Source organism: uncultured Photobacterium sp. (assembly GCF_947502415.1).
Lineage (GTDB): Bacteria > Pseudomonadota > Gammaproteobacteria > Enterobacterales > Vibrionaceae > Photobacterium.
The window spans coordinates 236,631-256,851 of record NZ_CANMZV010000006.1; the positions used below are offsets into that span (position 1 = coordinate 236,631).

Genomic DNA, 20,221 nt, shown 5'->3' on the forward strand with positions numbered 1-20,221 from the left:
TGAGGACACCGTAAAATCAGTGTGGTTAATATCATGGCATCTGGGCTTGGGCCGCCCTGAAGTTATTCAGCAATACCTTGTTTGGCGTGGCCGATGCCAGCTGCTCGAGCCAATCCAAATATCCCTGCTGCACTAACTCCATTGCAACCAGGTGACCATCTTCAGCCTCACCCAACTTTTCAACCAGAAACTCTCGGGCTGCAACAGGCAGCGGCTGCAAATTGATCAGGGCCTTATACGCCTGTGCCTTCAGCGACGGATTGCTTGTCGCCGCCATTAATTGTACGACAGCATCTGGAGCCGGAGCCTGTGCTGCCAGCCGGTTCAATTCGCCCTGGCTGAAGGAATCTGTTCGCCGCCGCCACAGCAGACGGTAAAGCTCCTCGTCTCCGGATGCTGCCGCCAAATGGGCAATCACACCGTTATCCGGTAGCCACATCAACTTATTGTCAGTAGAAAACTGCGCCACCAACCTATCAACCGCCTCTGGTGACAATTTTGGCAGCTGCTGGATAAAAATATCGCGGCGGTTGGCCTGCGCTTGCAAATCCCCCACCAGCCATGAAGAAAGAGTCAACTGACCGGCTTCAGCCTGTATCAGCATTTCTCCTGCCAGCAGGTGCTGCTGCCACTTCGTCACCAGACCACGCGCTTTGGCGCCGTAATAAAAAGCAGACTTAGTGACCTGATACCCATCCCCCTGCTCGACTACGGTAAATGCCGGCTTACGCTCAGCCTGAGCCTGGAGCCAGTCCGCTTTGCTCTGATCCAGCTCGCCGCTGTCAACGGCATACTCTACCAGCCGAGCTCGTACCGCTTCCTGCTGTAAAAGGGGAAGTTGGGAAAGATTAAACTCCAGCGCCTGAATATCGCTGTTGTCATAGAGGGTCTTAAGGGCTGAGGCCCTGATATGAACCTGAGGAGAGGCAACGGCCTGCGTTACCTGTTGTTCGGTTACTTCTGCGGCGCCAGCCGGATTCAAACCAGCCGCCAGAAGCAATAAAAGCATGCACCATCCTTGTCGCATGTCACCTCCTTATGGTGAGGAACGCATTCATCCAACCATCCGCAATAACTCGCCCTCCTGGCTCGCTTTCCGCTGCGGGTTGAGCGTCAACAGTTACGCACTCTGTGACCGCTCTCAAAATGATATGCAATCGAATACTATTTAATTAAATATCATTTAAATGAATTATGCAGGAACACCACCCAATAAAAAACGCCACACAAGGTGGCGTTTGCAAAAACTGTGAGTTTATACCAAGAAATCTTACGACTTCTGGCGACGCATCGCGTCAAAGAACTCATTGTTGGTCTTGGTCATCGACAGCTTGTCGATCAAAAATTCCATGCTGTCAGTTTCGTTCATCGGGTGAACAATCTTACGCAAGATCCACATCTTCTGTAGCTCGTCTGGTTTAGCCAGCAGCTCTTCACGACGAGTACCAGAGCGGTTAAAGTCAATTGCAGGGAAAACACGTTTCTCGGCAATCTTACGAGACAGGTGCAGCTCCATGTTACCTGTACCCTTGAATTCTTCGTAAATGACTTCGTCCATCTTCGAACCGGTATCAACCAGCGCCGTCGCGATGATAGTCAGGCTACCGCCCTCTTCAACGTTACGTGCCGCACCGAAGAAACGCTTAGGACGGTGCAGTGCATTCGCATCCACACCACCGGTCAGTACCTTACCAGATGAAGGCACAACGGTGTTGTAAGCACGAGCCAAACGAGTAATAGAGTCCAGCAGGATCACTACGTCTTTCTTATGTTCAACCAGGCGCTTCGCCTTCTCGATAACCATTTCCGCTACCTGAACGTGACGAGAAGCTGGCTCATCGAATGTCGATGCTACTACTTCACCCTTAACCAGGCGCTGCATTTCCGTTACTTCTTCCGGGCGTTCGTCGATAAGAAGCACCATCAGCTCACATTCTGGGTGGTTGTAGGCAATGCTCTGGGCAATGTTCTGCAACAACATAGTTTTACCCGCTTTTGGCGGTGCTACGATCAAACCACGCTGGCCCTTACCGATAGGTGAAGCCAGGTCCAGAACACGAGCCGTGATATCTTCTGTCGAACCGTTACCGCGTTCCATGCGCATGCGATCGTTCGCGTGCAGCGGAGTCAGGTTTTCAAACAGGATCTTGTTACGCGCGTTGTCAGGTTTGTCGTGGTTAACTTCATTGACTTTCAACAGTGCAAAATAGCGCTCGCCATCTTTCGGAGGACGGATCTTACCGGAGATTGTGTCACCAGTACGAAGGTTGAATCGGCGGATTTGGCTAGGAGAAACGTAGATGTCGTCAGGACCGGCAAGGTAAGAACTGTCTGCAGAGCGAAGGAAGCCGAAGCCATCTTGAAGGATCTCTAGAACACCATCGCCAAAAATGTCCTCACCACTTTTTGCATGCTGTTTGAGAATAGAGAAGATTATGTCTTGTTTTCTCAAACGCGCCAGGTTTTCTAATCCTAAGCTTTCGCCAAGCGCAACCAACTTCGAAATAGGTTGGTTTTTCAGTTCTGTAAGATTCATAGTGGTGGGTTTCTTGTCAGTCAAAATCGGGGTTCTATGTTAGTTGAGATAGAGTTGACCAATGGGGCTGGTCAAGGAATGAACAAATATAAAATTTACGTGCAATAAGTTAGCACTAAACATTGCGTCCGTCTAGCATAGTCGGAAGTCAAACCATGCACAACTGAGAAATTGCGCACGGTTCGGGTAAAAGCTTGCTTATAGGTTCGCGTCCAGGAACTCTTTCAGCTGGCTCTTAGATAGTGCACCTACCTTAGTAGCTGCCACTCCGCCATCTTTAAACAGCAACAGTGTTGGAATACCACGGATACCGAACTTTGGCGGTGTCGCTGAGTTCTGATCGATATTTAGCTTACCGATAGTCAGCTTGCCTTCGTACTCGTCCGCGATTTCGTCAAGAATTGGGGCAATCATTTTGCAAGGACCACACCATTCAGCCCAAAAATCTACTAATACAGGGCCTGCAGCATTAATCACATCGCTGTCAAAACTTGCGTCTGTCAGCTGCACAATCTTGTCGCTCATCTTCCACTCCAATGGTTGATTTTCTTGGCTGATTTTATTTTAACCAGCAAATCGTTGCCCTATTTGAATGGAATCCGTTTCGTATTGCAACCCTAAGCTGATATTCTATACGAATGAAGACGACTCACATCACAGAGCAGAAATTTGCCGACCTGGGTTTAAACCCTACGGTTTTACAAGGCCTGGAAGCCAAAGGTTTCCACAATTGTACACCGATCCAGGCTCTGGCATTGCCGGTAGTGCTCACCGGCCGAGACATTGCAGGTCAGGCTCAAACAGGCACAGGGAAGACCCTGGCGTTCCTGACTGCGACCTTTAACCATTTGCTACTCACTCCGGCAACGGAAGACCGCAAGACTAACCATCCCCGTGCCATCATTATGGCACCTACTCGCGAGCTAGCAATCCAGATTTACAACGATGCTAAACCGCTTCTTGAAAGCACTGGCCTGACTGCAGGTCTGGCATACGGTGGCGAAGCTTACGAGAAACAGCAGAAGACACTCGAAGCAGGCGTAGATATCCTGATCGGCACCTGTGGCCGTATCATCGACTTCTACAAACAGCGTGTTATCGACCTTCGTTCGATCCAAGTTGTCGTGCTTGACGAAGCCGACCGCATGTTCGACCTTGGCTTCATCAAGGATATCCGCTTCTTGTTCCGCCGCATGCCGACACCGAAAGCACGCCTGAACATGCTGTTCTCAGCCACGCTGTCCTACCGCGTGAAAGAGCTGGCTTTCGAGCATATGAACAACCCTGAAAGCGTGATTGTTGAACCGGAGCAGAAAACCGGTCACCGCATCCAGGAAGAGCTGTTCTACCCGTCAAACCAAGACAAAATGCGCCTGCTTCAGACTCTTATTGAGGAAGAATGGCCAGATCGCGCCATTGTGTTTGCGAATACCAAGCACCGCTGTGAAGACATCTGGGCTCACCTTGCTGCCGACAAACACCGTGTTGGCCTGCTAACTGGTGACGTTCCGCAGAAAAAACGCGTGCGTATCCTTGAACAGTTTACTAACGGCGAAGTGGATATTCTGGTAGCAACGGATGTGGCAGCCCGAGGCCTTCACATCCCACAGGTAACCCATGTCTTCAACTATGATCTACCTGATGATGCCGAGGACTATGTTCACCGTATTGGCCGTACCGGCCGTGCAGGTGCCAGCGGTCACTCGATCAGCTTTGCGTGTGAGCAATATGCGATCAACCTGCCGGCGATCGAAACTTATATCGAACATGCGATCCCGCAATCTAAGTATGATGCTGATGCACTGCTTGATGATCTACCTGCACCGGTAAGCATCCCGCGCGCACCGCGTCAGGGTGGCAACCGTCGCAGCAGTTCATCCCGCCAGGGCCAGTCGCGCCAAGGACAATCGCGCCAGCGCAACCGTCGCCGCCCTCAGCAACAGAAACAACAATAAGATATGCCTATGGAAAGAACAGTATCACCTTTGTACGCCGCGATTGATTTAGGCTCAAATAGCTTTCACATGTGGATTGTGAGGGAAAGCGCCGGCAGTGTGCAAACACTGGCCAAAATCAAACGCAAAGTCCGTCTTGCCGCTGGCCTTAACAGCCAGAACGAGCTAAATGACGAAGCCATGCAGCGCGGCTGGGACTGCCTGAGCCTATTTGCCGAACGCTTGCAAGATATTCCGGCAGACAAAATCCGGATAGTCGGCACCGCAGCACTGCGTACAGCGGTGAATGCAGATACTTTTCTTTCCAAGGCCAAAGATATCCTCGGCCATAGCATCGAGATCATTCCCGGCGAAGAAGAAGCCCGCATCATCTACCAGGGTGTGGCCCATACTTCCGGCGGTTGCGGTAAGCGACTTGTCGTCGATATCGGCGGAGCCAGTACTGAAGTCATTATCGGTGAAGGGTTTGACACCAGCGCTCTGACCAGCCTGAAAATCGGCTGTGTTACCTGGCTTGAACGCTACTTCAAAGATCGTTATCTGACGGCGGAAAACTTCGACGCTGCGATCAATGCTGCCAAAAGTGCCATAGAGCCCATCGTTGAGTCCTACCACAACCTTGGTTGGTCTACCTGCGTAGGTGCCAGCGGCACGGTACAGGCACTACAGGAAATCATGCTGGCACAGGGGATGGACGAAATCATTACCCTGCAGAAACTTAAGCGAATGCAGCGCCAGGCAATGCAATACGAACGCCTGGAAGACCTGGATATCGAAGGGCTGACCTTAGAACGCGCCTTGGTATTCCCAAGCGGGCTGTCTATCCTGATCGCCATCTTCGAGACGCTAAACATCCAGTCGATGACTCTGGCCGGAGGCGCCTTAAGGGAAGGCATGGTGTACGAAATGATGGCCCAGATGCGCCATGCCGATGTCCGCGAACGCACCCTGATGAGCCTGCAGTCACGCTTCTTGCTTGATACTGAACATGCTGATGCCGTTGCCCAGACAGCCTTGTCGCTGCTGACCAGCTGTGAACATAGCTGGGAGCTGGAGCCACAGGCGAAATACTTACTCCATGCTTGCGCGTCACTGCATGAAATCGGCACAACTATCGAGTTCAAGAAAAGCGGCGAACATGCGGCCTACCTGATCAACAACAGCGATCTACCGGGCTACACCCGAGCCCAGAAACACCTGATCGCCGAGTTATTGCGCCGCTTCCGTGAACAGCTGACCAGCCTGCCAGAGCAACATGCCCTGTCAGCCCACAGCGCAGCACGCATTCTGCGCCTGCTGCGCCTGGCTGTGATCTTGTGCCATCGCCGAGATCATAACCAGCAACCACCGTTTTCTATCGCGGTAGATAGCAATACGCTGACACTGAGCTTATCGACAGCTTGGCTTAACGCCAACCCGCTAACCAAAGCGGAACTGCAACAAGAAGCTACCCGCCAGACCGACATGGGCTGGCCACTTATACTTGCCGAGAACGACTAACTAGGCAACCAGCAAACCGACACGATCAAAAAAGGCTCCCTCGGAGCCTTTTTTATTTTCAATTGCGAATATCGCCAGAAACCCACCAGCCATAATTGCTGATTCGGCACAGGAATTTCACCTCAGAGCAAAGAGGACACACGGAATGAGCATGTCCGATGCAGAATAAGATGTATTTACCCACCATCGAATTGCGCTTCTATGGCGCAGGAATTTCGTTTCATTGCTAAGAGGGCGCGCGGAGTTGATAAGTATCAATGAGCACGCCCTATAACGCTATGAAACGAAATAACCAGCCAGAGACCGCAATTTAGCCGGTGATGCCGGAATGACGGAGTAATGCATCAATCTGCGGCTCACGCCCACGGAATCGCTTAAACAGCTCCATCGGCTCTTCACTGCCACCACGCTCTAGGATGCAATCAAGGAAGTCAGCACCGGTCTCGGTATTAAAAATCCCTTCCTCTTCGAAGCGCGAATAGGCATCGGCCGACAGCACTTCTGCCCACAGGTAGCTGTAGTAACCTGCGCTGTAACCACCGGCAAAGATATGGCTGAAGCTGTGTGGGAAGCGTCCCCATTCCGGACTTGGCACAACCGATACACGTGATTTGATATCAAACAGAGTCTCTAGCACTTTGGCACCGACTTCCGGATCGTAATTAGTGTACAGGCTAAAGTCGAACAGACCGAACTCCAGCTGGCGAAGGATACCCATCGCAGACTGGAAGTTCTTCGCAGCCAGCATCTTATCCAGCATTGCTTTCGGTAGCGGTTCGCCTGTCTCAAAGTGGCCAGAGATAAACGCCAGCGCTTCTTCTTCCCAGCACCAGTTTTCCAGGAACTGGCTCGGTAGCTCCACGGCATCCCAAGGCACACCATTGATACCCGATACCGCCGGCGCGTCGACCTTCGTCAGCATATGGTGGATACCGTGACCGGTTTCATGGAACAAGGTAACCACTTCATCATGGGTAAACAGCGCTGGCTTATCACCAATGGGTTTGTTGAAGTTACAGGTCAGGTAAGCCACAGGCTGTTGCAGGCTGCCATCGAGGCAGGTACGGCGCACAATACACTCATCCATCCAGGCCCCGCCGCGCTTGTTTTCACGGGCATACAGATCCAGGTAGAAGCTGCCGCGCAACTCGCCTTTAGCATCAAAGATATCGAAGAACTTCACCGATTCATGCCAGGTATCAACACCTTCACGCTCTTTCACGTCCATGCCGAATACACGTTTGATAACTTCAAACAGGCCAGAAACCACTTTTTGTTCAGGGAAGTACGGACGTAACTGCTCATCAGAAATGCTGTAGCGGTGCTGTTTCAGCTTCTCGGCGTAATAGGCAAAATCCCAAGGTTCCAGAGAGTCGGCACAGAACTCTTTTTCTGCGTACTCACGCAGCTCAGCCACTTCACGCTCACCCTGCGGTTTGGCGCGGGTCGCCAGATCATTCAAAAAGCCCAGCACCTGCTCCGGCGTTTCCGCCATCTTGGTTGCCAATGACTTCTCGCTGTAATTACTAAAGCCCAGCAGACGAGCCAGTTCATGGCTCAGCTTCAACTTCTCGGCAATATTGTCGGTGTTGTCCCACTTACCGGCATTCGGGCCGCGATCGGAAGCACGGGTTACGAACGCCTCGTACATTTCATGGCGCAGTTCACGGTTATCACAGTAAGTCATAACCGGTAAGTAAGACGGAATTTCCAGACTGAACAGGTAACCTTCCACAGATTTGGCTTCAGCTTCCGCTTTCGCTGCCTGCAACGCAGATTCCGGCAGTCCGCCAAGCTCGGCTTCATCTGTGATCTGCTTGGTCCAGCCCATGGTGGCATCAAGAACATTGTTACTGAAGGTCGAAGCCAGCTCAGACAAACGCTTGCTGATCTCACCATAGCGGTGCTGCTCTGCTGCCGGCAGACCAATACCCGATAACTCAAACTCTTTCAGCGCATCGGTGATGCTTTTCTGCTGCGCCTGAGTAAGCTGACTGAAGTTCTCACTGTCCTTAATCGCTTTGTAAGCTTCATACAGCCCCTTGTGCTGACCAACCCAGGTGCCGTAATCCGATAAAAGAGGCAGGCAGCTTTCATAGGCCTTGCGCAAGGCATCACTGTTCTTCACTGCATTAAGGTGGCCAATCGGCGACCAAATCCGGCTCAGACGGTCATCCGTTTCTGACAACGGGGCACAAATCGTCTCCCAACTCGGTGCTGCCTCGTTAGCCAAAACGGCTTCCACTTTTGCACGGCAGTCAGCGATCGCCTGCTCAACCGCAGGTTTAACGTGTTCAGGCTTGATCTGAGAGAACGGAGGCAGATCCGTCATCGTTAGTAATGGGTTCGACATGTGCTAATCCTTAATTCGTTTATCCTTTATTAGATGTGTCTTCCTGCTCATTAATTCAATCCCTTAGCCAGGGTTTTAAGCTCGCTTATCCTTTTATTCTAATGCCTATCGCCCTCGCAGCGACTAAAGTTCACCCTGCTTTCTGGATATTCGCCAGCAATTCGCCATAATAAGCCCCCTATTCCATGACTTACTACCTGTAGAGACCGCATCCATGCTGAGCTACCGCCACAGTTTCCATGCCGGCAACCATGCCGACGTGGTCAAACATATTGTACAAAGCCTGATCCTTGATGCCTTAAAGCAAAAGGACAAGCCCTTTGTCTACCACGATACCCACTCTGGCGTAGGCCGCTACGACCTGCAGGACGAGCGCAGCGAGAAAACTGGTGAATTCAAGCAGGGCATTGCCCGCCTGTGGTCTCGGGACGATATTCCAGCCGATATCACCTCTTACATTGATGCGATCAAAACCCTCAATGACAGTGACGAGCTACGCTACTACCCGGGTTCACCACGAGTAGCACGGGCCCAGCTCCGCGAGCAGGACCGGATGGTACTCACCGAGCTGCATCCTTCAGACTTCCCGCTACTGCTGCAGGAGTTCCGCGGTGATCGCCAGGTCCGCATCTACAAAGAAGATGCTTTTGCCCGCCTGAAAGGCAGCCTGCCACCGAAAGAGCGCCGCGGCGTGGTTTTAATTGACCCACCATATGAGCTCAAGCATGAATATATGGATGTGGTTAATGCGATCAAAGAAAGCCACAAGCGCTGGGCAACTGGCACCTATGCGATCTGGTATCCGGTGGTCTACCGCGAGAATATCGATAAGATGCTAAAAGGCCTGGAAAATCTGGGTATCCGCAAAATCCTGCAGATCGAGCTAGGCGTCGAACCAGATACCACCGAGCGCGGCATGACCGCATCAGGCATGATTGTGATCAACCCGCCATGGAAATTGGAAAGCCAGATGAAAGCCATTTTGCCATGGCTGCAACAAGCAATTGCACCTACCCACGGCCACCACAAGGTCGAGTGGATCGTGCCGGAGTAAATTTTCCAGCCATAGAATCACAAAGGCGGACTCAGTGCCGCCTTATACTTCTCCGCCATCGTAACCACCATAAGTTATTCCCATTCCATCCCTGTTTCTCGATCACGCCCACTCGTAACTCCCCACATTCTTGATTACACTAACTTCCGTCAAAATAAATAAAATTACGGGAGAAAGTCATGGCTAAGCATTTTGATTACATTTGTATCGGTGGCGGCAGCGGCGGTATTGCATCAGCAAACCGTGCGGCAATGTATGGCGCAAAAGTTGCCCTCATTGAAGCTAAAGCCCTGGGTGGTACATGTGTGAACGTCGGCTGTGTACCAAAAAAAGTGATGTGGCACGGCGCGCAGATTGCTGAAGCCATGCACCTGTATGCCAAAGATTACGGTTTCGATGTCGACGTCAAAAAATTCGACTGGAACAAGCTGGTTGAGAGCCGCGAAGCCTATATCAGCCGTATCCACACCGCCTACAACAATGTGCTGGGCAACAACAAGATTGAAGTGATCAACGGCTTTGCCCGCTTTGTTGATCAAAAAGAAGAGGTTGACGTCAAAACCGTTGAAGTAAACGGCGAACACTACACAGCCGATCACATCCTGATCGCTGTCGGTGGCGAGCCGACAATCCCGAATATTCCGGGTGCTGAGCACGGTATCGACTCCAATGGTTTCTTCGAACTGAACGAGCAACCAAAACGCTCTGCCGTAATTGGCGCTGGCTATATCGCCGTCGAAATAGCTGGCGTACTGAATGCGCTGGGCACTGATACCCACCTGTTTGTCCGCAAGGAATCCCCACTGCGCGGCTTCGACCCAATGGTAATTGAAACCCTGGTTGAAGTAATGAACGCCGAAGGGCCGACTCTGCACACCCATTCCATCCCGAAAGAAGTAGTTAAAGAAGCCGACGGCTCAGTCACTCTGCATTTCGAAAATGGGGAATCCCACAATACTGACGTGTTGATCTGGGCTATTGGCCGCAACCCGACAACCAGCAAAATCAACCTGGCAGCTACCGGTGTTGAAACCAACGACCGGGGCTACATTAAGGTCGATGAATACCAGCAAACCAATGTCAAAGGCATCTACTGTGTCGGCGACATCATGGAAGGCGGTATCGAGCTAACGCCGGTTGCCGTCAAAGCAGGTCGTCAGCTATCTGAACGGCTGTTCAACAACAAGCCGGAAGCAAAAATGGACTACAAGCTGGTACCGACCGTGGTATTCAGCCACCCTCCGATCGGCACCATTGGCCTGACCGAACCGGAAGCCGTTGCCCAATACGGCGAAGAGAGCATCAAGGTCTATAAATCTAGCTTCACCGCCATGTACACCGCAGTAACCTCTCACCGACAGCCATGCAAAATGAAACTGGTTTGCGCCGGTCCGGAAGAGACAGTGGTCGGCCTGCACGGTATCGGCTACACCGTCGATGAAATGATCCAGGGCTTCGGTGTGGCAATGAAGATGGGTGCGACCAAGGCTGATTTCGACAGCGTTGTCGCTATCCACCCGACAGGCTCCGAAGAGCTTGTTACTATGAGGGGTTAGTGTAGGAAAACTCAAATGTAAAAAAGGAGGCATCCGCCTCCTTTTAATGTTTAACTGCTTCTAGGCATCAGAACATAAACGCCAGCTGCGCAGCCACGCCGTAGTGTTCATCCTCACCGTACTGACCTGCCAGCTCCAGCCCAAACAGACCAAACGGGGTAAAGCCTAAGCCCGCAGTCAGCATATCTTGCGAAAAATCGGTCATACTATGGCTGTAACCCGCCCGTACCTGCACCCAACGCCAAGCATCAAGTTCAATACCGGCCCGGGCAAACTGGGTTTCATAATCCTCGCCGGTAAAATAGCGTTGCTTGTTCAGATCCAGATCGGCCGCCACCAACAACCAACCATTCTCGTAAGCCACCCCCGCGGTATATTTCGGCTCAACCAGGAATGTAGCCTTCGTTCCTCGCGAAATATTCGTCTCCAACTCCTGTTTAAGCAGGTTCTGCACCACCAGGCCAACCGTCAGGTTTTGAGCAGGTTTATAAGCCAGGCCGACATCAAGGTTGAAGGTGTTATCTTCTTCGCGGTCATCGAGATCAAAGTCGCTATCCTCAAACTCACTGACACTCGCCATATAGTTCAGTGCCATAATTTTCTGGAACTTAGGTGACACCCCCACGGATAGTCGGTGGCCTTGGAATGGCATAGCAAATTCTCTCGCCAACGTCACTCCCATATCGACAGTACCACCAGCCACTCCCTGAACAGACGAACTGAGGTTGTCCGGATCCGAGGTCACCAGATCGCTCTCAACAATGGTCGTTTTCACCATGCTGGCCACCTGGGCTTTCAGAAACAGGTTAGCACTGGCATAACGATTCGGCAGCGCCACCGAGGCCCCGGTAATAACCTCCATATCTAATTCACCGTTATCCAACGCCAGTAAAGCCTGTTTCCACTCTTCCAGTGTTTCCTGAGACGGGTTCTTACTCAAGCGGTCATTAACCTTCTGGAATTCGTCAATCTTGTCATACAGCTCATCGCTGTCATGAACACCAGCTGCGATCATTGGCAGAATCATGCCAAAATCATCGCCCTTGGTGTAGTTAGTTGCCATCGCCGGATTGTAGAAGCTTGCAGTCAGGTACTGGGCCGAAGCAACCCCTGTTCCCCCCATTGCACCACCACGGGCATCCGCACCGTTAAACATAGCCACTGATGAAAATGAAACAAAAGGCAGTGCAGCAGCAACCGCCAAAGAAAGTCCATTTAGAGATATTTTCATGGTTCTCTTTGCTTATCGTTAAGGGTTTTCAGTTATTGAGCGGTCACATTATAGGCAACCCAACTGGTCAAACAATAAGCAACAACGATGTTTAATGACACTTTAATCAATAAATGGAATGACGATCATCCTATGCCCTCTGCGGCCTGTTCATCCATGATGACAGGTGAAGCACATATCACTGCTTAATACATTATTTTTAGTGGGAAATGAATAAATACACAATAAATCAAACAAAGTATTCCATTCAGCTCATAAAAAATGTAATCTTCCACAATCTGATTATGAGCAATCAGTGAATATTTATTCACAAAGACAGCAAAGCCATGATTACCTCCTCAACTGAAGTAATGAACTAAAGGTCATTTATGCAGGAACAGGCAATTTCAATCTCAACAGGTAACAAAGCCAACTGGCTGATGTTCCTTATTCCTTCACTACTGGGTGTGTTCCTGTTTATGGCGCCTATCCAGTATCAGGACACCTTAACTATCCCGATTGCAGTGCTGGCAAAATCGGTTCAGGGTCTGCTTGATGGCATGCTGACTGCCATTGTCACCTTTGTGATCTCACTTACCGCCGGAGCTTCTGTTCTGACTAAGCTTCTCAAGCCGAGAGCAATCACCGAAAACAGCTTCCTGAACGGCCTACTAAATCCAAGCCTGCCATGGTTCATGGTCCAGCAAACAGGTGCCGTCTTTGTGCTCATGACTTATTTCGGCATTGGTCCGGCAATGATCCACGATGGCGCAACTGGCGGACTGGTCCTGAACGACCTGCTACCTGTCCTGTTCTCCGTTTTCCTGTTTGCAGGCTTATTGCTACCGCTACTACTGAACTTCGGCCTGCTGGAATTCGTCGGTGCCCTGTTCACCCGCATCATGCGCCCATTGTTCAATCTTCCTGGTCGCTCCGCTGTTAACTGCATTGCTTCATGGCTCGGTGACGGCAGTGTCGGTGTCTTGATGACCAGCAAGCAATACGAAGACAAAATCTATACCGAGCGTGAGGCCGCGGTGATCGGCACTACCTTCACAGCCGTATCGATCACCTTCAGCCTGGTGGTGATTGCCCAGGTAAATCTGGAACACATGTTTGCCCCGTTCTACCTGACTGTCTGCCTGGCTGGTTTGGCTGCCGCTGTGATTGTCCCACGCCTGCCACCATTATCTTGGAAGAAAGACCAATATATTGACGGCACAGAACTAACCGAAGACTACGAAGCCGTTCCGGCAGGAAAAACAGTGATCGGTTTTGGCCTGGAACAGGCACTCAACAAAGCAAATGAAGTGAAAAGCCTGCGCAGCGTCATCACCGAAGGAATAAAGAATGCGATCGATATGATTTTCGGCGTTCTGCCCGTTGTGATGGCGATCGGTACTGTGGCACTGGTAATAGCAGAAAACACCCCGGTCTTTAGCATCTTAGGTCTGCCGTTCATTCCTTTCCTGGAACTGCTACAGATCCCGGAAGCCTCTGCGGCTTCAGAAACCATTGTGGTGGGTTTTGCTGATATGTTCCTGCCGTCCATTCTGGCATCCGGCATCGAAAGTGACCTGACCCGCTTTGTGATTGCGGCTATGTCGGTTACCCAGCTGATCTACATGTCTGAAATCGGCGCCCTGCTGATCGGCAGTAAAATCCCGGTCAAACCGTGGGAGCTGTTTATGATCTTCATCCTGCGTACCCTGGTTACTCTGCCGGTTATCGCACTAATGGGCCACCTGTTCTTCTAAGGCCGAACCGATTCCAAACAAAAGCCAGCGATCACGCTGGCTTTTTTGTGCCCGTCATTCAATACAGCTCTGACTATTTGCCTTATCAAATAATCTAATCCTTCGATGAAGGAGAAAAAAGGCGGCCAACCGGCCGCCTTTCTCTATTCTGTTTCCTACGTACCCCTCAACACTCATCCCTACCCTTTATAAATCTTCGGGTTAAAGACATCACGCAGCCAGTCACCCAGCAAGTTAATCACCAATACCAGCGCCACCAGCACTAACCCTGGAAATGCGGTGATCCACCACGAGCCGGAGAAGATATAGTTAAAGCCGATACTGATCAGCGATCCCAGTGACGGCTGATCGACCGGCAGGCCGAGGCCAAGGAACGACAGCGCCGCCTCGGACATAATCGCATTCGCCACCTGCACAGTAGAGATCACCAAAATCGGTGACAGGCAGTTAGGCAGGATGTGGCGAAACATTACCCGCGGAGCCTTAAAGCCCATTACTCTTGCCGCTTCAACATACTCTTTCTTTTTCTCGGCCAGCACCGAAGCCCGCACCGTCCGCGCATACTGTGGCCACTCAGCGACACCAATGATCACCACCAGCATCACCACGGCATACTGAGCAAACAACTCAGAGCCCAGCGCAGTACGGAAAATCGCAGAGACAATGATCGCGACCATCATCGTCGAAAACGACAACTGAACATCAGCAAAACGCATCAGGAAACTATCGAGCCGGCCACCAAAATAGCCGGCGCTCAGGCCAATCACCACGCCAAGGATCAGCTGCAAACCAACGGCTAACAAACCAATGGTCAGCGACAGGCGCGAACCATACAAAATCGTTGAGAATATATCTCGTCCCTGATCATCCGTACCCAACAGGAAACGGCTGTCACCTTCTTCCATCCACGAAGGCGGCAGCTCTGAGTCCATAATATCAATCGTTGATAGATCGTAAGGATTGGTCGGCGCAATCAATGGTGCCAGGATCGCCGACACCACAAACACCATAAATACCGCAAAACTGAACATCGCCACTTTGTCTTTCAGGAAGTAATACAAAATGTCCGATTTCTTAAATCGCTCCCAGCGGCTCGGGGCTACTACTGTCGTGTTACTCATGACTTACTCTCCCTTGCCAGTCAGGTTCACCGTCGGGTTAACCAGGCCATACATCAGGTCAACAATGGTATTGGTGACCACGAAGATCAGCCCGACAAAAATAACATAGGCTGTGATCAACGGGGTATCGACGCGATTGATCGCTTCGAGGAACAAAAAGCCGGTACCCGGCCATTGGAAGACCGTTTCGGTCAATATTGTATAGGCCACCATGGTTCCGATCTGTACACCTCCGACAGTCAGAACCGGCAGCATGGTATTTTTCAGGGCGTGCTGGTAATAAATCTTGTTCATCGCCAGGCCTTTGGCCTTGGCAAACTTGATATATTCCGAACTCAGTACCTCCAGCATTTCTGAGCGTACCAAGCGGATAAACAGCGGCAGCATAATCGACGCCAAGGCAATACATGGCAGCACCAAGTGTTTGAGCCCATCAAGGGTGAAAAAACCCGACTCCCAGCCCAACAGGTTATAGGTTTCGCCCCGGCCATAGGAAGGCAGCCAGCCGAGCTCAATCGAGAACACATACATCAGCATGATCGCCGTCAGAAATACCGGTATCGAGATACCAATACTACTGAAGGCCATCACGATTTTGGTAAACAGGTTATTGGGGTGAATCGCACAATAGACCCCGAGCGGTATCGACACCACAATAATGATCAGCGTAGCCCCGAACACCAGCTCCAATGTGGCGACGAGCTTATCGAGGATCACTTCCACCGCCGGGCGCTTGAAGAAGTATGATGTCCCTAAATCCCCCTGCACCGCATTACCGAGAAAACGGCCGTATTTAGTCAGAAACGGATCATTCAGACCCAGCTCATCACGCAGTTGTTGACGTTCAGCTTCTGATACCGACTGCCCCACCAACTCACGCAATGGGTCACCCAGGTTATCCTGAATGGCAAACGCCACCAGACTGATCACAAACATCACTATCAGTGCCTGAAACAGGCGCTTGACCAGAAACGTAAACATTTCTTGCCCCTTTTATCATCCTGAAAATCAGTGCCGGAAGCGGATCCGGCACTGAATTTTATTCGCTGTTCACTCAGCCAATATCCGTTGTTATTTCTCTTTCACGACCAGGTCGCCGAAATACGGGAAATTCATCGCATTGACGATTGGCTTGATATCCAGCTTGCTGCTGGCACCCCACGCAAGGTTTTGCCAGTGCAATGGTACAAAGGCTGCCTCGTTATACAATGTGCCCTCGACCTGCTGCAGTATCTTGGCACGCTTAGCCGGATCGGTTTCGACATTCGAGGCCTCAACCAACTTGTCGACTTCCGGGTTCGAGTAGTGACCACAGTTATACTGGCCCTTACCGGTTTCTTCATTACGGGTCATGGTCAAAAACTCAGAGAAGTTCGCCGAATCTTCAGTGTCTGAGTGCCAGCCAATCATCATCATGTCAGCCGCACAAACATCAAACTCCGGCCAGTACTGGGCCTTAGGCAAGGTCTTCAAATCCACCTTAATGCCGATTTTCGACAGCATGGCTGCCGCGGCCTGGGCCACCTTGGCATCATTCACATAGCGATTGTTCGGTGCCATCATGGTCAGCGTGAAGCCTTTGCCGTAACCGGCTTCTTTCATTAATTGCCTGGCTTTTTTCAGATCATAGCGCGGAATCAGAGCCTCATCGTAACCCGCATAACCAGAAGGCCCCTGCTGACCTGCTGCTGTTGCAAAGCCCTTCATGATTTTCTTCACAATGCCTTCATTATTGATGGCATGGACAATCGCCTGACGGACACGGACATCTTTCAGCGCTTCATTGCTGTTCTGGTTCATCTGGAAGGTAATAATACGGGTGCCAGGCAGGGTTACCAGATCAATCCCCTTAGCCTGCTTCACCCGCTTATGGTCATTCGGTGCCACCGGCGCAATCATATCGACCCCGCCGGACAAGAGTGCCGCCACTCGAGTCGCATCTTCTTTGATAGGCACTAAAGTCAGCTTATCAACATTACCTTTAGAGCCCTTATCCCAGTAATCACTAAAACGCTCAAACTCCACTTTCACGCCCTGCTCGCGTGACGTAACAATAAACGGACCGGTACCGGAAACATGGGTCGAGGCGTAAGAGTTACCGTGCTTAACCAGCTCGGCCTTGTCTTTGCCGTCTGCGGTCTTGCCGGAATAGAACTTGCTATCCATAGGGAAAATGTAGGTGGCAGTCTGCAGTACCAGCGGATACGGGCCTTTCGAGATCAGATCAACGGTGTAGTCATCCACTTTTTTTAGCTCGGTATACGGTTCAAAAATCGCCTTGAAATCAGGTGAGTCTTTCAGGCGCTTGAACGTCCAAACAACATCATCAGCCGTCATGGTATTGCCGGAATGAAACTTCACGCCTTTACGCAGCTTGAAACGGAAGGTCTTGTCATCAATACGATCCCAGCTTGCAGCCAGGCGGGGCTCAAAATCCAACTCCTGGGTGTAGCGAACCAACGGGTCAAAAACCATGTGAGACATCTGCAGCGTACCGCCGGACAGCTGCTCATGGGGATCAAGTGAGACCGGATCGGCATCATAAGCCACTTTGATATCTGCCGCTGCGGCACTAAAGCTCAGGCCCGCGGCCATTAAAGCGACTGCCAGCTTGGTCTTGATTGTTTTCATTGCATAGCTCCTTTATGCGTCGGGAGATAACTCCCTGCTGTTGTGTTTGCTTGTTTGGGTTATTCGGATACCACTCCAGCCACCGCCTGTGGCTGGAGATTAAGCTAACTTCAATCCTTCCTGGCTCATGCCCTTAAATTCAGGCATAAGCGAAATCAATTGCTTGCTGTACTCATGCTGCGGGACCGTAAATAACTGCTCGGTCGGCGCGACCTCCAACAAGGTCCCCATCTGCATCACCCCGATGCGATCACACATCTGGCGGATCACCGGCAAATCGTGGCTGATAAACAGCATGGTCAGGTTAAGTTCATCCTGGAGATCTTTCAGCAGGTTGAGGATCTGCGCCTGTACCGACACATCCAGCGCAGAGGTTGGCTCGTCACAGATCAGCAGGCGCGGACGGGTCGCCAGGGCGCGGGCGATAGAAATGCGCTGGCGCTGGCCGCCGGAAAATTCATGGGGATATTTCACCCCGGAAGCCCGCCCTAAACCGACATGATCCAGCAAGTCATTAACGATTTGGCGGGTCTGGGATTCATTGTCGGTCAGCTTGTGGAAACGGATAGGTTCGGCAATGATGTCGGCGATTTTCATCCGCGGATTCATCGACGAATATGGGTTCTGAAATACCATCTGCATCTGACGGCGCAGCGGACGACGCTCAGCCTCGCTTTTAAGCGCAGTCAAATCGATTCCTTCGAACACCACCTTGCCTGAATTGGGCGGATAAAGCCCGGCAATAACCCGGGCAATCGTAGATTTCCCCGAGCCGGACTCTCCCACCAGGCCAAAAGTCTCACCTTCAAAGATTTCAAAACTGACATTATTCGACGCCTGCACATATTCCCGTCGGCTTTCAAAGAAAGAATCCTTGGTAACAAAGCGCAGGTTAACATTCTCCACCTGCAGTAAAGCACCGGTATAACTACGTTGGTCTTCACTCTGGCCCAGCCAGTGATTTTTCACATCCAGCTGAGTCATTTCCTGCGCTTCCTCGATATAGCTCACCAACGGAAAACGCTTTAGTTTGACATCTGAGCGAGGCACCGCAGAGATCAGGCTCTGGGTATAAGGATGATTAGGATGGCCCAGTACCTGCTGAGTCGGACCTATTTCAACCAGATCTCCGCGGTACATTACCGCGACGCGATCGGTAACGTTAGAAACAACCCCCATGTCGTGAGTAACCAACATACAGCCGACGTTTTTCTGGACGCACAGATCGCGAATAAGATTGAGAATTTGGTCCTGAATGGAGACATCCAGCGCCGTTGTCGGCTCATCCGCAATAATAAGATCGGGCTCGCCAGCCAGGGCAATGGCAATCACCACCCGCTGCCGCATCCCGCCGGAAAACTGATGGGGATATTGTTTAATACGAACTTTCGGCTGAGGGATCCCAACCTGTTCCATCAAGCCCTGCGCCCGTTCAAAAGCTTCCCCCCGACTAACACCAAGGTTGGTGATAATTGTCTCGGTCAACTGCTGCTCAACGGTAAACAGCGGATTAAGGGATGTCATCGGATCCTGGAAAATAAAACCGATTTTCGATCCGCGGACCTTCCTCATCTGCTCCGTCGAAAGACCGGAAATTTGCTCGCCGTCGAGATAGACATCCCCGCTGGCAATCCGCCCCGGCGGACTCAACAGATCAATAACCGCGTTACCGACGGTCGATTTACCGGCACCGGACTCACCTACGACACCCACAATCTCGCCGCGCTCGATCGAGAACGACAGCGACTTCACCGCAGTATGAACCCCATGACGTGACGGATATTCAATGCGGAGATTTTTCACTTCTAATAATGCCATTACCAGACCCCAACTGCTTGGCAGCGTTCTGCCCTGTCTGAAAAATTGAATCCTTTCATTTTCAGCATAATTAGCTGAATAAATGTTCAGCACACAATCTGTCAAATAATTCACATAAAATCAACAAAATAAGCAAAAAAGCCAAGATGGTGAATAAATATCGAATAAGCAATCACTAAACATTTTGTACGCAGAAAACAATGCAAACAGAAAACAAAGAGCAAACTGGCTATAAGTATTAGTCAAATTAGCAGTTCACGCTATAGATGTGACGAAAGGCTCCTTATCACCAAAGACACCCACAGCATAAATAACCAAAGTATCGCATAACAACAATTAACAAACACCAAACAAAACACTAATAAAACATTGATTAATAGCCTTATTGGTTAGATTTCAATATTTTTGTGATACATAAAACCAGACAGAGCCACAGAAAACAGCAAATACCACTAATCGCAAGTGTGAGAAAACTTTAAACAGAACGAAGGAAAATAAAAAGAATCATCGAATGATGAGGGGTTCGAGGAGAGAGTAGTGAAGGTAGAATGGTTAGGCACTCCGACGGACGGACTTCCGTACCCGGCCCGATGCATTTCCTTACCAATCTACAGCTATAAAAAAACCCTAGCTCGAAAGCTAGGGTTTCATGTAGTGGTCGGTGAAGAGGGATTCGAACCCCCGACCCTCTGGTCCCAAACCAGATGCGCTACCAAACTGCGCTATTCAC

General features: G+C 50.9%; 14 protein-coding genes. 5 read left to right on the forward strand and 9 right to left on the reverse strand.

The genetic code is table 11. The features are described 5' to 3' along the window. Nucleotides 1-31: 31 nt before the first annotated feature. The 3 genes from Q0852_RS09105 to trxA form a co-directional block, all read right to left on the reverse strand. Nucleotides 32-1,009 carry a hypothetical protein gene (locus tag Q0852_RS09105; RefSeq protein WP_299017349.1) on the reverse strand — a complete coding sequence of 326 codons (978 nt, stop codon included), beginning with the start codon at nucleotides 1,007-1,009 and terminating at the stop codon, nucleotides 32-34. Nucleotides 1,010-1,270: 261 nt separating this feature from the next. Beyond that, on the reverse strand, nucleotides 1,271-2,536 hold the full coding sequence (gene rho / locus Q0852_RS09110; RefSeq protein WP_299017352.1) for a transcription termination factor Rho: 1,266 nt from the start codon (nucleotides 2,534-2,536) through the stop codon (nucleotides 1,271-1,273). Nucleotides 2,537-2,734: 198 nt separating this feature from the next. Next, complete coding sequence (trxA, locus tag Q0852_RS09115; protein ID WP_299017354.1) at nucleotides 2,735-3,061, reverse strand: thioredoxin TrxA; 327 nt, start codon at nucleotides 3,059-3,061, stop codon at nucleotides 2,735-2,737. Between the two features lie 113 nt (nucleotides 3,062-3,174). On the opposite strand from trxA, the gene rhlB reads away from it, so the two are divergent. After that, entirely contained in the window at nucleotides 3,175-4,491 is a 1,317-nt protein-coding gene (gene rhlB / locus Q0852_RS09120; RefSeq protein WP_299017356.1) for an ATP-dependent RNA helicase RhlB, read from the forward strand. Nucleotides 4,492-4,500: 9 nt separating this feature from the next. Then, on the forward strand, nucleotides 4,501-5,991 hold the full coding sequence (gene gppA, locus Q0852_RS09125; RefSeq protein WP_299017358.1) for a guanosine-5'-triphosphate,3'-diphosphate diphosphatase: 1,491 nt from the start codon (nucleotides 4,501-4,503) through the stop codon (nucleotides 5,989-5,991). A 310-nt stretch (nucleotides 5,992-6,301) separates the two neighbouring features. On the opposite strand, the gene prlC is transcribed toward gppA, so the two are convergent. Beyond that, nucleotides 6,302-8,344 carry an oligopeptidase A gene (gene prlC / locus Q0852_RS09130; RefSeq protein ID WP_299017359.1) on the reverse strand — a complete coding sequence of 681 codons (2,043 nt, stop codon included), beginning with the start codon at nucleotides 8,342-8,344 and terminating at the stop codon, nucleotides 6,302-6,304. A gap of 214 nt (nucleotides 8,345-8,558) precedes the next feature. Here prlC and Q0852_RS09135 point away from each other — a divergent pair, with 214 nt between their 5' ends. Both Q0852_RS09135 and gorA read left to right on the forward strand, forming a co-directional pair. Beyond that, nucleotides 8,559-9,398, forward strand: a complete 840-nt coding sequence (locus tag Q0852_RS09135; RefSeq protein WP_299017361.1) for a 23S rRNA (adenine(2030)-N(6))-methyltransferase RlmJ — start codon at nucleotides 8,559-8,561, stop codon at nucleotides 9,396-9,398. Nucleotides 9,399-9,577: 179 nt separating this feature from the next. Continuing rightward, nucleotides 9,578-10,954 carry a glutathione-disulfide reductase gene (gene gorA / locus Q0852_RS09140; RefSeq protein WP_299017363.1) on the forward strand — a complete coding sequence of 459 codons (1,377 nt, stop codon included), beginning with the start codon at nucleotides 9,578-9,580 and terminating at the stop codon, nucleotides 10,952-10,954. A gap of 67 nt (nucleotides 10,955-11,021) precedes the next feature. Here gorA and traF read toward each other — a convergent pair whose 3' ends face one another. Beyond that, nucleotides 11,022-12,185 (reverse strand): conjugal transfer protein TraF, encoded by a 1,164-nt coding sequence (gene traF / locus Q0852_RS09145; protein ID WP_299017366.1) that lies wholly within the window; start codon nucleotides 12,183-12,185, stop codon nucleotides 11,022-11,024. 368 nt (nucleotides 12,186-12,553) lie between these two features. Between traF and Q0852_RS09150 the strand changes: the two genes are divergently transcribed. Beyond that, nucleotides 12,554-13,921 (forward strand): YjiH family protein, encoded by a 1,368-nt coding sequence (locus Q0852_RS09150; protein WP_299017369.1) that lies wholly within the window; start codon nucleotides 12,554-12,556, stop codon nucleotides 13,919-13,921. A 179-nt stretch (nucleotides 13,922-14,100) separates the two neighbouring features. Here Q0852_RS09150 and Q0852_RS09155 read toward each other — a convergent pair whose 3' ends face one another. The 4 genes from Q0852_RS09155 to Q0852_RS09170 form a co-directional block, all read right to left on the reverse strand. Continuing rightward, nucleotides 14,101-15,042 (reverse strand): ABC transporter permease, encoded by a 942-nt coding sequence (locus Q0852_RS09155; RefSeq protein WP_299017372.1) that lies wholly within the window; start codon nucleotides 15,040-15,042, stop codon nucleotides 14,101-14,103. A gap of 3 nt (nucleotides 15,043-15,045) precedes the next feature. Further along, nucleotides 15,046-16,023 (reverse strand): ABC transporter permease, encoded by a 978-nt coding sequence (locus tag Q0852_RS09160; protein ID WP_299017375.1) that lies wholly within the window; start codon nucleotides 16,021-16,023, stop codon nucleotides 15,046-15,048. Between the two features lie 90 nt (nucleotides 16,024-16,113). Then, nucleotides 16,114-17,673: an ABC transporter substrate-binding protein gene (locus tag Q0852_RS09165; RefSeq protein ID WP_299017378.1), complete on the reverse strand. Its 1,560-nt coding sequence runs from the start codon at nucleotides 17,671-17,673 to the stop codon at nucleotides 16,114-16,116. A gap of 99 nt (nucleotides 17,674-17,772) precedes the next feature. Beyond that, nucleotides 17,773-19,491, reverse strand: a complete 1,719-nt coding sequence (locus Q0852_RS09170; RefSeq protein WP_299017381.1) for an ABC transporter ATP-binding protein — start codon at nucleotides 19,489-19,491, stop codon at nucleotides 17,773-17,775. Nucleotides 19,492-20,221: the final 730 nt, after the last annotated feature.

What these genes read in the sequence shown, in the direction of transcription:
- Q0852_RS09105 (WP_299017349.1), bottom strand. Translation starts at nt 1,009, where the DNA reads ATGCTTTTATTGCTTCTGGCGGCTGGTTTGAATCCGGCTGGCGCCGCA.
- rho (WP_299017352.1), bottom strand. Translation starts at nt 2,536, where the DNA reads ATGAATCTTACAGAACTGAAAAACCAACCTATTTCGAAGTTGGTTGCG.
- trxA (WP_299017354.1), bottom strand. Translation starts at nt 3,061, where the DNA reads ATGAGCGACAAGATTGTGCAGCTGACAGACGCAAGTTTTGACAGCGAT.
- rhlB (WP_299017356.1), top strand. Translation starts at nt 3,175, where the DNA reads ATGAAGACGACTCACATCACAGAGCAGAAATTTGCCGACCTGGGTTTA.
- gppA (WP_299017358.1), top strand. Translation starts at nt 4,501, where the DNA reads ATGGAAAGAACAGTATCACCTTTGTACGCCGCGATTGATTTAGGCTCA.
- prlC (WP_299017359.1), bottom strand. Translation starts at nt 8,344, where the DNA reads ATGTCGAACCCATTACTAACGATGACGGATCTGCCTCCGTTCTCTCAG.
- Q0852_RS09135 (WP_299017361.1), top strand. Translation starts at nt 8,559, where the DNA reads ATGCTGAGCTACCGCCACAGTTTCCATGCCGGCAACCATGCCGACGTG.
- gorA (WP_299017363.1), top strand. Translation starts at nt 9,578, where the DNA reads ATGGCTAAGCATTTTGATTACATTTGTATCGGTGGCGGCAGCGGCGGT.
- traF (WP_299017366.1), bottom strand. Translation starts at nt 12,185, where the DNA reads ATGAAAATATCTCTAAATGGACTTTCTTTGGCGGTTGCTGCTGCACTG.
- Q0852_RS09150 (WP_299017369.1), top strand. Translation starts at nt 12,554, where the DNA reads ATGCAGGAACAGGCAATTTCAATCTCAACAGGTAACAAAGCCAACTGG.
- Q0852_RS09155 (WP_299017372.1), bottom strand. Translation starts at nt 15,042, where the DNA reads ATGAGTAACACGACAGTAGTAGCCCCGAGCCGCTGGGAGCGATTTAAG.
- Q0852_RS09160 (WP_299017375.1), bottom strand. Translation starts at nt 16,023, where the DNA reads ATGTTTACGTTTCTGGTCAAGCGCCTGTTTCAGGCACTGATAGTGATG.
- Q0852_RS09165 (WP_299017378.1), bottom strand. Translation starts at nt 17,673, where the DNA reads ATGAAAACAATCAAGACCAAGCTGGCAGTCGCTTTAATGGCCGCGGGC.
- Q0852_RS09170 (WP_299017381.1), bottom strand. Translation starts at nt 19,491, where the DNA reads ATGGCATTATTAGAAGTGAAAAATCTCCGCATTGAATATCCGTCACGT.